This window comes from Bacteroides difficilis (assembly GCF_048319815.1).
In the GTDB taxonomy this organism is placed as follows: domain Bacteria; phylum Bacteroidota; class Bacteroidia; order Bacteroidales; family Bacteroidaceae; genus Bacteroides; species Bacteroides zhangwenhongii.
In genome coordinates this window covers 4,958,452-4,972,650 of record NZ_CP182814.1, presented here as the reverse complement: position 1 = coordinate 4,972,650, position 14,199 = coordinate 4,958,452, and the positions used below count along the sequence as shown (strand labels likewise).

Below are 14,199 nucleotides of genomic sequence, written 5' to 3'. Positions count from 1 at the left end.
CGTATACATGGAGACATGTAAGTACGGTTTGGGGGCGAGTACTCGGAAACCGCCCACCGCAAGGTGGGTATGGCGCTGGGTGCTTAGCCCACACAACGAGGAACAGGACGTGAAAAAGAAGATCATGATGGTCGTCGGCGCATGTATTTTCCTCATTGCAGCAGCCCAGGCACTGCCTCTGTTCTTCGGCATTGGAGGTTAAACGCAGCGTGAGATTGTGAGTATGTAGAACGTTAAAACACTGACAGTTATGGCAGATACAAAGCAAGAGCGTTTTCCGGATTATCCCATTTTCAAGGGACTGCAACGTCCATTGGAGTTCTTCGGGTTGCAGGGACGCTACATCTACTGGGCGGCAGCCACCGCAGGAGGAGCCGTTGCGGGTTTCATCCTCGGCTACTGCATCTTCGGTTTCGTGGCAGGACTCGTGCTGCTAGTCCTCGCCGTAGCTGTCGGTGGCGTTCTCATCGTCATGAAGCAGCGCAAGGGCTTGCACAGCAAGAAGAGTGACAACGGCATATTCATCTATGCCTATTCAAAGAAAGTGTAAAACAAAAAAGAGAATCCATTATGTCCAAGTGGAAAGCTATCAATGATTGTAAGTGAATGGAGGTGGGGGCATCACGCATGAGGGTGCGCCCGCCTTTTTGCGATTAAAAAAGAAAAAGAACAATGACCCTATACATCATACTCATATTCTCAGCCATCTGCGTGGGCATGGCCATCAGTGTCAAGGCATTCGGCACGGGAGGGAAGCGCAAGCGCATCTTCCAGGACATCTACTTCTCCATCGAGGAAGTGGATGGCATCGGCGTGCTCTATACCAAGACGGGCGAATACTCCGCTGTTCTGAAGATGGAGAACCCTGTGCAGAAGTATTCCGCCAACATCGAGGCCTACTATGAGTTCACCCACCTCTTCGCCGCCCTTGCCCAGACCTTGGGCGAAGGCTATGCGCTGCACAAGCAGGACGTGTTTGTGAGGAAGGCATTCAAGGAAGAGAACGGTGGAAATCATGAGTTCCTGAGCGAGAGTTACTTCCGCTATTTCAACGGCAGACCCTTTACCGACAGCGTCTGCTACCTCACCATCACACAGGAGAACAAGAAGAGCCGTCTGATGTCGTTCGACAACAAGAAATGGCGTGACTTCTTGGTGAAGATACGCAAGGTGCACGACCAGCTGAGGGATGCCGGCGTGAAGTCCCGATTCCTCGGCAAAACGGAAGCCTGCGAGTATGTGGACCGTTTCTTCTCCATGAACTTCCGTGACAAGGTGGTGTCGATGACCAACTTCAAGGTCGATGACGAGACCATCGGCATGGGGGACCGTAGCTGCAAGGTGTATAGCCTTGTGGATGTGGATTATGCCAACTTGCCGTCGGTCATCCGTCCCTACGCAAATATCGAGGTGAACAACACCAGTATGCCCGTTGATCTCGTGAGCATCGTCGATAGCGTGCCCGGAGCCGACTGCGTGGTGTTCAACCAGATGGTGTTCGTGCCCAACCAGAAGCGTGAGCTTGCCCTACTCGACAAGAAGAAAAACCGCCATGCCTCCATGCCCAACCCCAGCAACCTGATGGCTGTAGAGGACATCAAGCGTGTGCAGGAGGTGATAGCCCGTGAGAGCAAGCAGCTCGTCTATACCCACTACAACCTCGTGGTGGCAGTGAGCGGCGACACCGACATACAGAAATGCACCAACCATCTCGAAAACTCCTTCTCGCGCATGGGCATCCACATCAGCAAGCGGGCCTACAACCAGTTGGAGCTGTTCGTCAACTCTTTCCCCGGCAACTGCTATGGCATGAATGCCGACTACGACCGATTCCTCACCCTCGGCGATGCCGCCACCTGTCTGATGTACAAGGAGCGCATCGTGCATAATGAGGACACCCCGCTGAAGATATACTATACCGACCGCCAAGGTGTGCCCGTAGCCATCGACATCACAGGAAAGGAGGGAAAGGAGAAGCTGACCGACAACTCGAACTTTTTTTGTTTGGGTCCTTCGGGCAGCGGCAAGTCGTTCCACATGAACAGCGTGGTGCGTCAGTTGTGGGAGCAGAACACCGACATCGTCATGGTCGATACGGGTAACTCGTATGAGGGACTCTGCGAGTATGTGGGCGGCAAGTACATCGCCTATACGGAGGACAAGCCCATCACCATGAACCCCTTCAACATCAGCAAGCGGGAGCTGAACATTGAGAAGATAGACTTCCTGAAGAACCTGATACTGCTGATATGGAAAGGCTCGGAGACGCAGATACCCGAACTGGAGTTCCGTGTCGTGGAGCAGTTGGTGACGGAGTATTACGATTTCTATTTCAACGGTGTGCAGCCCTATCCTTCCTCACAGAAGGAGACACTGAGAAAAAACCTCTCCACCATGGAGAAGCGGCGCGGCACGGAGCTGACGCAGATACACGACAAGGTGGAGAAACTCATCAAGGGACTGGAGGAACGGCGCATGGCATTGAGCGTGAAGACCCTCTCCTTCGACTCATTCTATGAGTTCGCCTGTGAGCGTCTCGACCAGATCTGCATCGAGAACAACATCACCACCATCGACTGCGACAACTTCGCCTATATGCTCCAAAACTTCTACCGTGGCGGCAAGTACGACAAGATTCTCAACGAGAACGTGGATAGCACCTTGTTCGACGAGACCTTCATCGTCTTCGAGGTGGATGCCATCAAGGAGAACAAGCAGCTCTTCCCCATCGTGACGCTCATCATCATGGACGTGTTCCTGCAGAAGATGCGCCTGAAGAAGAACCGCAAGTGCCTTGTCATCGAGGAGGCATGGAAAGCCATCGCCTCGCCGCTGATGGCCGAGTACATCAAGTACCTATACAAGACAGCCCGAAAGTTCTGGGCGAGCGTGGGCGTAGTGACACAGGAGATACAGGACATCATCGGCAGTCCCATCGTGAAGGAAGCCATCATCAACAACTCCGACGTGGTGATGCTGCTCGACCAAAGCAAATTTCGTGAGCGATTCGACGAGATCAAGGCGATATTAGGATTGACGGATGTGGATTGCAAGAAGATATTCACTGTCAACCGCTTGGATAACAAGGAGGGAAGAAGTTTCTTCCGTGAGGTGTTTATCCGACGTGGATCGACGAGCGGAGTGTATGGTGTGGAGGAGCCGCACGAGTGCTATATGACCTACACCACCGAGCGAGCTGAGAAGGAGGCATTGAAACTCTATAAGCATGAACTGAAGTGCAGACATCAGGAGGCTATCGAGCGGTATTGCAGAGATTGGGATGCCAGTGGCATCGGGAAGTCGTTGGCATTTGCGCAGAAGGTCAATGAGGCGGGGCATGTGCTCAATTTGACGGACGATGGAGCCACTCGCCGCTGACACGGCGAGCACGGGGGCTGATTGATGGAAACGGAAATCCCGGAATAGACGTAAAGCCCAGATGCCCGAAAGCAAAACTTTCGGGAACGGTGGCTGGGTAGTATTTACGATTAGTAGTAAATACGATTAGTAGTGAATACTACCAATAGTAAATACTACAAGTAGTAAAGTAGTGGAATAGTAGAAACTGAAAGTAGTAAAAACGTAAAGTAGTGAAGCAATGAGACGTTTATACCTTATTATAATATATATGTGTCTTACACTTGTCGTGGGAAGGGTTCATGCGCAGTATTACAGCGTGAACTACGACAAGCAGATCGTTGCCGCCATGGCTGCCGCATTCGGTGCTGGAGCTATGGCAGAGAGCTATTATAACGAGCAGGTGGGCGAAATCTTGAAGCACTACAATGCCGCAGAGGTTGCCACTGCCGGCATCTTCGCTGCCAAGTTCTTGGAGCGCAAGGCATTCACCGACCTCGGCATTTGGAGCAGTAGCACGGAGAACTACTATTACCGCCGCATCCACAATATGGTGGCGAACAAGATTATGCCCAAGATATGGACGGTGGCAGGAATGATGCTGAAAAGTCCGCAGACCGCCCTCTACTGGGGCAGTTACCTGATGAAGATATGCGCCGACACAAAGTCGCTGTGTATGCAGTTTGAGAGTGTCGTGACCAACAGTAGCTTGACCTTTGCCGACATTCAGTTCTTGGAAATCAACCAAGAGATAGCCGCCATCCTCAAACTCTCGGAGATAGGCAATGTAGATTGGCAGCAGCTGTTGGATGACATCGCCAGTGTGCCCGGCAACTTCACCGTGGAGAACCTCACCGCCGACATCGAGACGCTTTACAATATGGGAGCATCGTTGGCGACGGCAGGTATCAACGGGGCATCAGGCGCACTCTTGCAGCAGAGTGCCTTCAACGACCTTTTCAATGGCAAGGTGAGTAAAATCATCGACATCTATGACAACTACCATGACCTCTATGAACAGGCAGAGAACGGCATCGGCAGCACACTCCTTAGTCTGGTGGGTGGCGAGGACAACGTGGCAGCCCTCTTCGACCTCTCCAACTACAACATCACCTCGTGGATGACAGACTATCTGAGCGAGACGCAGGGCAACTACTATACACAGCGTTGGTACATTGCCCGACGAGACCAAGGCAGCGTAAGCCTCTGTGACTACTATCCGCCGACCGATGACAACAGTATTCTGAACGGTGACCATTGGTATCGTATCAACACCTCCGACCCCAACTTCTACCCTAACAGCACGCAGCGAGAGCAGATACTGGCCAACTCGGAGAACCATGCCGGATGGAGCCGCAGCCGTGTGCAGCAGCTCAACGCCCAGAGCGACGGCTTCACCTATACGATGAACTATTGGATGTCGTCGTACATCATCAGCCGTGGCGGCAAGCAGACCAAGAAGGCCTACGCCTACGAGATACACGTTACCAAGAGCTGGAACAACGTGGAAGAGGTGTATGAGGATGTCTTCGACTCCTACAGCATGGACTTGAATACCTTCAAGCGTCAGTTGCAGGCACGTCTCTCGGAGTATAACGACAACGAGGAGGGCTATGTCTATTACATCGGCAGTGACGCACGCCGTTACTATCAAGCCACCGATGCCGCCAAACTGAAGGGCGTGGAGAGCGTGACCATCAGCGTCACCTGTTCGGACGGTGTCACCCTCGGACAGGGCAGCACGCAGTACAAGTGCCGTGAGTGCGGCGGTTCGCTCAATGCCCACAGCAAGGAATGCGCCATGAGGACAAGCGTATCAGAAAATAATCTCGACCTATCGGAACTGGACGAGAAGGAACGTGAGGCGAATAGCAAGATAGCCCTGTTGGAGGCGCAGATAAGCCAGTTGGAGACAGAGAACAGGAACCTGCTCACGCAGATAGCCAATGCCTCTGTGGAGGAAGCCCCTGCCTTGCGGCAGCAACATAATGTCAACAAGACGAAGATAGACAACCTGAAGAAGGAATTGGCGACATGGCAGCAGCAGTTGGCAGACATACAGAATGCCAAGAGCGAGGCGGCTAACGACAATGCCACCTCCACCGATGACTACTACCGCATCCCTGCCATCATGCAGGATGTGAAGTCAGCCTACAATCTCACGTGGCAAGGTGCCGGTTCGTGGAACGGCTACACCTACGTCCGAACTGCCACCATGCCCAACATCAACGGCATTATCACCTTCAAGGCGACACTGTCCATTGCAAGGAAGCCCAAGTACTTCCTTGGCATCAAGATACACCGTGCGATACTGCAAATATCGTGGGAGCTGACCTCGGAATACACCGACACACAGGTGGTGGATGTGCTGACCCTTGACCCGAATGCCTCTGACGAGGAGAAGACGAGGCAGGTGAACAGCCGTATCTCGGAGATAGCCCAGGAGTTCCCGTCGTGCAGCATCACCACAGAATATGCCAAGAGCGAGGCAACCCAGACCGCCGACAATGACGATGTAATACACCTGCTCTGGTCGAGCGACCGTCTGGAGATAGCCCGTGAAGTAGATAGCCGTATCACCAAGATTTACGCCGACTTGGTATCATTAGAAAAAATGATGCACTACAAGCGCAGCATCATTGACGTGCTGAAGGACATTCTTCCTTCAATCGACGCAGACCAAGGTCGCAGAAGGACACTCATTGAAGAGTGCTACGAGCGATGGAGAGAGAATGCAGACCCTAACAGAGGGAATGGTGAAGATAACGAGAACGAAAACTGAGGGAGGAACGGAGAATGAGACATACCATCATCATAGCTCTCCTGCTGATTACCCTCTTCCCCAATACAGCCTTGGCGCAATGGGGATTCGATGCGGTATCGGTGGAAGCATACATCAACGACCACAAGAAGCAGCGCAGCCTCTTGCTGGCACGCAGCACTTTGGAGTACAGCAATCAACTGCTGCATGAATACAGCAGTGAAGAGGTGGGCAAATACAAGGAACTGAATGTGGATTTGGACAAATACACCCGGGCCTTCGACATCATCGATGTGATGTACCAGTCGTTGCGCACGGTGCTGAACGTGAAGAGCACCTACCAGACGGTGAGCGACCGCATCAGTGACTACAAGAACCTGTTGGAGGACTTCAATGATAAGGTCATCAAGCGGAAACACATCGAACTGGCTGACACGATGCTCATCAGCATCAACAAGAAAGCCATCGACAACATATACAACGAAGGAAGCCAACTCTACCATAGCGTCAACGACCTCGTGTTGTATGCCACAGGAGCGGCAGCCTGTTCAACTTCCGACCTGCTGATGGTGTTGGACAATATCAACAATTCGTTGGACCTGATAGAAAAACATCTGAACCAAGCCTACTTCCAGACATGGCGGTATGTGCAGCTGCGCATGGGCTATTGGAAGGAGAAGGTGTATCGGACGAGGACGAAGGAAGAGATACTGGAAGATGCCTTCAGCCGATGGAAAGTGGCAGGAAAACTTGACTATTGACGGATTGTAAACAAAAGAAGAACGGACATGAAGAAGACAATGATACTCATCATGGCGGTAGCAACCACCATCAAAGCCACAGCCCAGAGCGTGACCTACAACCACGACTCCTCCAAGCAGAACCAGATAACGGTGATGGAGACAGGTGGCGGTTCTCTCACCCCTGAGTTCTATTATTGGCTGTTACATAACAACTATAAGAAGACAGCGGCAGAGAAGAACAAGTTAGGTTTCCGCACTCTTGCCGGCATCAACCTCTACAACCAAGTAGATGATGCGGAGAAGATAGACTCTGCCCTCACCAAGCGTGCTGAGGTGGAAGCCTTGAACGTAGCCGACCGACAGATAGACCTCGCCTGGCTTGCCGAAAGCAGCAAGATCAACGGTCAGTTGGACAAGATGAAGGCGAACATAGACCATATCATCCCTACAGGAGGCACCATCAACGACAAGCGTCGGTGGGAGGAACTGTACAATATGTACCAGTGTGCCGTGAAAGCCACCAAGGATGCCTATATGCCCAATGCACAGAGAAAGCGGCAGTATCTTAGCATCTATGCCGACCTGACGACACAGAACGAGACACTACTGAAATACCTTGTGCAGCTCAACACCCAAAGCCAGACTACCGCCCTCTTGGCAGCCACCAACGACCGTGTAGTACATAAAGGCAGCATCATCAGCGATGCCAAGAGCCGTTGGCAGGAAAACATGAAGGGCGTGAGGAGCTCGACAGGCACTGACGGCGATGATGCCAACAGCGGTGAGGGTGAAGAAAGTGTGAACAGATAGAAATAAGGGAAGAGAAGAAATAATCACAAAACAGCATAGAGATATGAACGATATTCAGATTTTCAACAACGAGGAATTTGGAGCAGTCCGAACCACAGGAACACCAGAGCAACCCTTGTTCTGTTTGGCTGATGTGGCAAGAGTTCTTGGACTAAAAACCAGCAAGTTGGTACAACGACTTTCGGATGATGTACTTTCAAAGTACCCCATCTCGGATAGTCTTGGAAGAGAACAGGTTACAAACTTTATCAATGAAGACGGACTGTATGATGTCATCCTTGATAGTCGCAAACCCGAAGCCAAACGTTTCCGCAAGTGGGTGACATCGGAGGTGCTCCCCTCTATCCGCAAGCATGGTGCCTATATGACACAGCAGACCATCGAGAAGGCATTGGCAGAGCCAGACTTCCTGATACGGTTAGCAGTCAATCTGAAGGAAGAACGACAAAAGCGTCTGCTTGTCGAACAGGAGTGTGAACACCAAAGGACACGCATCGTTGAGTTGGGATCCAAGGTGGATGACCTGCAACAGGAGGTGACGGAGATGAAGGACAAGGTGAGTTACCTTGACATCATCCTTGCCACGAAGAGCAGTGTCCTGGTCACACAGATAGCACAGGACTATGGCGAGTCGTCCATCCGCTTCAACCGACGTCTGAAGGAGATGAACATCCAGTATCAGCGTGGCAAGCAGTGGATTCTGTATGCCGACTACAAGGACTGCGGTTATGTGACCAGCGAGACCTACCTCATTAAACACAAGGACGGTACGGAGGATGTGCGCATGAACACCAAATGGACACAGAAAGGTCGCCGCTTCCTCTATGAGAAACTGAAGAGCGTGGGAGTCATTCCTGTTATCGAAAGAACATAAAATAAAGAAATAGCTATGGAATCAATATCAAAAATACAGTTACGTCTCTATGCCGCCAAGAGGAAAAACGGCAAGTGGCAGTTGGAGATGTCAAGGATGCCGAAGCGAATCAGCGTTATCGGCAGGACACCCATCGTTGATGAGCATTATATGCCATCTGATTTAGAGGTAGTTTCAATGTCAAAGCTTCACAAATATGTCGGAAGTTACTACGGCAAGATTGTGAAGACCCTCAAAGAGGAAGGCATCATCACCAAGGAATATGGAATGTGGAAACTGCGTGAAGACCTTCAGGACAAGGGCATTGCGGTATATGTCACAGGCAGGATGCGCTGCTTCTACCACTTCTATCTGTCATGGACACCGAAAGGCATAGAGTTTATCAAAGAGATTATCAACAATAGAACCAGGCACTGATGGCAGACAACATACTCAGCGATTTCGGCATCAACATCCTCGAAGAGGAGATTGACGATGTGATATTCCAGACCAACGAGTTCCTGACCGATGCCACCTTCACAGGCTCACAAGGGCCGTTCTGGTGGATCCTCCAAATGTGTATGGCATTGGCGGCACTGTTCTCTATCATCGTGGCGGCAAGCATGGCCTACAAGATGATGGTGAAGAACGAACCGTTGGACGTGATGAAACTGTTCAAGCCCTTGGTGGTGAGCATCATCCTCTGTTGGTGGTACCCACCTGCTGACACAGGCATGACCAACAGCGGCAGCAGCTGGTGCGTATTGGATTTTCTATCCTATATTCCCAATTGCATCGGCAGTTACACCCACGACCTCTATGAGGCAGAGGCGACCCAAATTTCCGACAAGTTTGAGGAGGTGCAGCAGTTGGTATATGTCAGGGACTCGATGTACACTGACCTCCAGGCACAGGCAGACGTGGCGCATAAGGGCACATCAGACCCCAACCTGATAGAGGCGACGATGGAGCAGACGGGCGTGGACGAAGTGACCAACATGGAGAAGGATGCCAGCAAACTGTGGTTCACCTCACTGACGGCAGGGGCCGTGGTGGGCATCGACAAGATAGTGATGCTGATAGCCCTGATCGTGTTCCGCATCGGTTGGTGGGCGACGATATACTGTCAGCAGATATTGCTCGGAATGCTCACTATATTCGGTCCAATACAATGGGCATTTTCGTTGCTGCCCAAGTGGGAAGGAGCGTGGGCGAAGTGGCTAACCCGTTATTTGACAGTTCATTTCTACGGAGCCATGCTCTACTTCGTCGGTTTCTACGTCCTGTTGCTGTTTGATATTGTGCTCTGCATACAGGTAGAGAACCTGACGGCCATCACCGCCAGTGAGCAGACGATGGCAGCCTATCTGCAAAACTCGTTCTTCTCGGCAGGCTATCTGATGGCAGCGAGCATCGTGGCGTTGAAATGCCTGAACCTCGTGCCCGACCTTGCGGCATGGATGATACCAGAGGGCGACACCGCCTTCTCAACCCGAAACTTCGGCGAGGGCGTGGCACAACAAGCCAAGATGACGGCTACGGGAACCATGGCGACCGTGATGAGATAACATGTGAGTGTGCGGTGAGTCACCGCACCTCCTATTGAAACAAATAAAAGTAACCATCAAGAAAAATGAAAGCAAAAAATGAAATTGAGCGTTGGCTCAAAGATGAGAAATTCATGGCGTTTGCCAACAAGCGTGCAAAGGAAGAGTTTTTCAATTCCGAAAACAACTACATCGACCCACAGTATGAGGAGATGGCAGAAGGCTTTGAGGATAACGACGAGTATGTAGTGCCTATGGTAGATTACCTGAGTTATCGCTTGCATCGTGCCAAAATCTACAGAAATCGACGGAGACGTGAACGTGACATCTGGTGGGTGTGGATCCAACTGAAATACGAAGGCATCTACGTAGAGGCTTGCATCAAGTATTACGCCAAACTGGTGGAAGAAGTTGAGAAGGACATATACACCATCCTGCACCGTGAATATGTGAGAATGAAGAGAAATCAGACCTCAAACAAGCAGTAACGTATGGTAATCAAGAACTTAGAAAACAAAATCAAGCTGGTGGGCATCATCTGCTCTGCGTTCCTCATGGGCTGCATCATCATCTCGGTGTCGAGCATCTGGACGGCGCGCTGCATGGTGACGGACGCGCAGCAAAAGGTGTATGTATTGGACGGCAACGTGCCCATACTGGTGAACCGCACCACGATGGAGGAAACGCTGGATGTGGAGGCAAAGAGCCATATCGAGATGTTCCACCATTACTTCTTTACGCTTGCTCCCGATGACAAGTACATCCGCTATTCGATGGAGAAGGCGATGTATTTGGTCGATGAAACTGGTTTGGCGCAGTACAATACGCTGAAGGAAAAGGGCTTTTACAACAATATCATGGGTACGAGTGCCGTGTTCAGCATCTTTTGCGACAGCATCAAGTTCAACAAGGAGAAGATGGAGTTCACCTACTACGGTAGGCAAAGGATAGAGCGAAGGAGCAATATTCTGATGCGTGAATTGGTGACGGCGGGACAGGTGAAGCGCGTGCCGAGGACGGAGAACAATCCTCATGGACTGCTCATCACGAACTGGAGAACCTTGCTCAACAAGGATATTGAGCAGAAGTCGAAGTCAAACTTCTAATATCCTAGCGGTATGAGTGTAAAAGGAATCAGACGGATGCTTGTGGGCGAGGATATGCCCGACAAGAACGACCCCAAGTACAAGAAGCGGTATGAGAAGGAGGTGGCGGCAGGGCGCAAGTTTGCCAAGACCGCGAGGATAGACCGTGCGGCGGCTAAGGTGCAAGGCTTTGCCAATGCCCACAAGACGCTGTTTCTCGTCATCGTCTTCGGCTTTGTCGCCACGTGCTTCGGCATCAACATCTACAGGATGGTGCGGTATTACGGTCATCGGACGGAGGCTGCAAGTGCCATCGAGCGGCAGGAAGGGCGCATGAAGCAGATGATGAATGCAGCCCATTGCATCACTCCTCCCGTGACGCATCGAACCAACGAGGAGAATCGAGACAAGTCAGTAACATCAAAATCAGACAGCGATGAGAATAACAGATAAGATAAACTTCCGTCAGCCGAAGTACATGCTGCCAGCCATCGTGTACATCCCGTTGATTGCCACAGGCTATTTTGTCTTTGACATGTTCAATACGGAGGTGGCGGAAACGCAGGACAAGAACCTGCAGACCACCGAGTTTCTGAACCCCAACCTGCCCGGAGCGCAGATTAAGAATGGTGACGGCATCGGTGGCAAGTATGAGAACATGGCGAAGTCGTATGGTCGCATAGCAGACTATTCGGCTGTTGATAACATTGAGCGTGACAACGAAGAAGAGAAAGAAGCGTATGAATCCAAGTACACAGAAGAAGACCTTGCGGAACTCGTCCGTCAGGCAGAAGAGAAGGACGATGCAGCCGAAGTGGCCGATGCCAAGGCGCGAGAAGCGGAAGCACTCGAAGCACTCAACAAGGCACTCGCCGAAGCGAGGCTGAGAGGACAGGCGGCAGTTGCCCCCGTGGCCCAGGATACCACACAGGCTGGGCCTCCCAAGGAGCAGATTGAGGTGAAAGGTCAGATTGCCGAGGACAGCAAGGCGGTGAAGGCACTGGACGAGGAGGACAAGGCACAGGAGGTGGTGAAGAAGGTGAAGGTGACTTCGGACTATTTCAACACCCTGACGCAGAACGAGCATGAGCCAAAGCTCATCAAGGCCATCATTGACGAGGACGTGAAGGCTACGGACGGGTCGAGGGTGCGGCTGAGACTGTTGGACGATATTGAGATTGGTGAGACCGTGGTGAAGAAAGGGTCGTACCTCTATGCCACCATGAGCGGTTTCGGTTCGCAGCGAGTGAAGGGTAGCATCAACTCCATCCTTGTGGATGACGAGCTGATAAAGGTTTCGCTTTCGCTTTATGACACGGACGGACTGGAGGGACTGTATGTCCCCGGCAGCCAGTTCCGTGAGACCACGAAAGATGTGGCGAGCGGTGCTATGCAGAGCAACATGAACATCGACCAGAGTGGAGCGAACAACAGTTTCTCGCAATGGGGAATGCAAGCCGTGACCAATGCCTACCAGAAGACAAGCAATGCCATCAGCAAGGCTATCAAGAAGAACAAAGTGAAGCTGAAGTATGGGACGTTTGTTTACCTTGTAAATGGGAAAGAGAAAAGGAAATAGACACTGCCCGACAACGGAATTGTCGGGAACGGTGGCTCATAGAGTATAAACATCAAAAAATCAACTAATATGAATTGTTTTCAGAAAATGAATGTCTGTGCATTGCTTTCGCTGAGCGTGCTTTCAGCCAAGGCGCAGACCACCTACATGGAGATGGAGCAGCTGACGGTCAACGACCAAGTGACCACCGTCATCACCGCCTCCGAACCCATCCGCTTTGTCGATATATCCACAGACAAGGTGGTGGGCGACCAACCCATCAACAACACCATCCGCCTGAAGCCGAAGGACAACGTGTATGCCGACGGTGAGGTGTTGGCGATAGTGACAATCGTGACGGAACGCTACCGCACGCAGTATGCACTGCTCTATACCACGAGGATGCAGGAGGCAGTAACCGATAAGGAAATAGAATGCTCGGAGCGCAATGCCTACAACAATCCCGCTGTAAGCCTGTCCACTGCCGACATGACCAAGTATGCACGTCAGATATGGTCATCGTCTGCCAAATACCGCAACGTGGCGACGAAGATGCACCGCATGGTAATGCGCCTGAACAACATCTACAGCGTGGGCGAATATTTCTTCATCGACTTCTCCGTGGAGAACAAGACCAACATCCGCTTCGACATCGACGAGATGCGCATCAAACTATCGGACAAGAAGCAGAGCAAGGCTACCAATGCGCAGATAGTGGAACTGACCCCATCTCTTGTGTTGGACGATGCGAAGACCTTCAAGTATGGCTATCGCAACGTGATTGTGGTGAAGAAGATGACCTTCCCCAACGACAAGGTGCTGACCATCGAGCTGTCGGAAAAACAGATAAGTGGACGCACCATCTCGCTCAGCATCGACTATGAGGATGTGCTGTCTGCCGATTCGTTTAACCATATACTGTTGGAGGAGGAATAATGAGAATTAGGAATGAGGAATTAGGAGTGAGGAATTGGCTTGTGCATACCTTACTCGTTGTCATCTGTTTTATGGCAAGCATGACTCCGGCAATGGCGCAGCAGAATAGCGACCGCATATCCTTGGGGTTCGGATGCCTGTATGAGCGAGGACTGGACGTGACGCTGTCCTACGAGTATGAGACGAAGTACCACAATGCGTGGGAGTATTTTGCAAACGGATATATCAAGTGGAACGAGTGCGCATCGTGCGGTCATGTCTGTCCTGAGAGTTTTTGGAACAACTACCGCAGTTATGGTTTCGGCTTTGCCTATAAGCCCTGTGTGGCAAGAGGACGCAACCACCATGGCAACATGCGCATAGGAGCATCGGCAGGTAGCGATACTGACAGGTTCTTGGGTGGCATCCACCTCGGCTATGAGCAAAACTATACACTCAGACACGGCTGGAAGCTCTTCTGGCAGGTGAAGACCGATGTGATGATCAAGGGTGAAGACCTGTTCAGAACGGGTATTGTCCTGGGTGTGAAACTTCCTGTAAAATGACTAT

General features: G+C 51.4%; 15 protein-coding genes. All 15 read left to right on the top strand.

Annotation, left to right across the window (positions count from 1 at the left end; genetic code table 11):
• Positions 1 to 7: 7 nt before the first annotated feature.
• The 15 genes from ACNOGP_RS19610 to ACNOGP_RS19540 all read left to right on the top strand — a co-directional run bounded on the left by ACNOGP_RS19610 (position 8) and on the right by ACNOGP_RS19540 (position 14,195).
• On the top strand, positions 8 to 202 hold the full coding sequence (locus ACNOGP_RS19610) for a DUF4134 family protein (RefSeq protein WP_121765382.1): 195 nt from the start codon (positions 8 to 10) through the stop codon (positions 200 to 202).
• 48 nt (positions 203 to 250) lie between these two features.
• The gene (locus ACNOGP_RS19605) at positions 251 to 550 is read left to right on the top strand and encodes a DUF4133 domain-containing protein (protein ID WP_005816074.1); all 300 of its coding nucleotides are present in this window, start codon (positions 251 to 253) and stop codon (positions 548 to 550) included.
• Positions 551 to 672: 122 nt separating this feature from the next.
• Positions 673 to 3,378 carry a TraG family conjugative transposon ATPase gene (locus ACNOGP_RS19600; RefSeq protein WP_008021336.1) on the top strand — a complete coding sequence of 902 codons (2,706 nt, stop codon included), beginning with the start codon at positions 673 to 675 and terminating at the stop codon, positions 3,376 to 3,378.
• A 220-nt stretch (positions 3,379 to 3,598) separates the two neighbouring features.
• Positions 3,599 to 6,139: a hypothetical protein gene (locus ACNOGP_RS19595; protein WP_005816117.1), complete on the top strand. Its 2,541-nt coding sequence runs from the start codon at positions 3,599 to 3,601 to the stop codon at positions 6,137 to 6,139.
• Positions 6,140 to 6,153: 14 nt separating this feature from the next.
• Positions 6,154 to 6,879, top strand: coding sequence for a hypothetical protein (locus tag ACNOGP_RS19590; protein WP_005816118.1), 726 nt, complete (start codon positions 6,154 to 6,156; stop codon positions 6,877 to 6,879).
• A 27-nt stretch (positions 6,880 to 6,906) separates the two neighbouring features.
• A complete protein-coding gene (locus ACNOGP_RS19585; protein WP_005816119.1) occupies positions 6,907 to 7,671 on the top strand; it encodes a DUF5045 domain-containing protein in 765 nt (254 codons plus the stop codon).
• 43 nt (positions 7,672 to 7,714) lie between these two features.
• Complete coding sequence (locus tag ACNOGP_RS19580; protein ID WP_005816120.1) at positions 7,715 to 8,545, top strand: phage antirepressor; 831 nt, start codon at positions 7,715 to 7,717, stop codon at positions 8,543 to 8,545.
• Positions 8,546 to 8,560: 15 nt separating this feature from the next.
• Positions 8,561 to 8,962: a hypothetical protein gene (locus ACNOGP_RS19575; RefSeq protein ID WP_005816121.1), complete on the top strand. Its 402-nt coding sequence runs from the start codon at positions 8,561 to 8,563 to the stop codon at positions 8,960 to 8,962.
• Complete coding sequence (locus ACNOGP_RS19570) at positions 8,962 to 10,092, top strand: hypothetical protein (protein WP_005816122.1); 1,131 nt, start codon at positions 8,962 to 8,964, stop codon at positions 10,090 to 10,092. Before ACNOGP_RS19575 ends, ACNOGP_RS19570 begins: the two co-directional genes overlap by 1 nt.
• A 65-nt stretch (positions 10,093 to 10,157) precedes the next feature.
• Positions 10,158 to 10,559 carry a hypothetical protein gene (locus tag ACNOGP_RS19565; protein ID WP_005816123.1) on the top strand — a complete coding sequence of 134 codons (402 nt, stop codon included), beginning with the start codon at positions 10,158 to 10,160 and terminating at the stop codon, positions 10,557 to 10,559.
• Positions 10,560 to 10,562: 3 nt separating this feature from the next.
• Positions 10,563 to 11,177, top strand: coding sequence for a conjugative transposon protein TraK (gene traK, locus ACNOGP_RS19560; protein ID WP_005816126.1), 615 nt, complete (start codon positions 10,563 to 10,565; stop codon positions 11,175 to 11,177).
• 12 nt (positions 11,178 to 11,189) lie between these two features.
• Positions 11,190 to 11,609, top strand: coding sequence for a hypothetical protein (locus ACNOGP_RS19555; protein ID WP_005816127.1), 420 nt, complete (start codon positions 11,190 to 11,192; stop codon positions 11,607 to 11,609).
• Entirely contained in the window at positions 11,593 to 12,735 is a 1,143-nt protein-coding gene (gene traM / locus ACNOGP_RS19550; RefSeq protein WP_005816128.1) for a conjugative transposon protein TraM, read from the top strand. The genes ACNOGP_RS19555 and traM overlap by 17 nt, the downstream gene beginning before the upstream one ends.
• A 69-nt stretch (positions 12,736 to 12,804) precedes the next feature.
• Positions 12,805 to 13,650 (top strand): conjugative transposon protein TraN, encoded by an 846-nt coding sequence (gene traN, locus ACNOGP_RS19545; protein ID WP_005816133.1) that lies wholly within the window; start codon positions 12,805 to 12,807, stop codon positions 13,648 to 13,650.
• Positions 13,650 to 14,195, top strand: a complete 546-nt coding sequence (locus ACNOGP_RS19540) for a hypothetical protein (RefSeq protein WP_005816135.1) — start codon at positions 13,650 to 13,652, stop codon at positions 14,193 to 14,195. Before traN ends, ACNOGP_RS19540 begins: the two co-directional genes overlap by 1 nt.
• Positions 14,196 to 14,199: the final 4 nt, after the last annotated feature.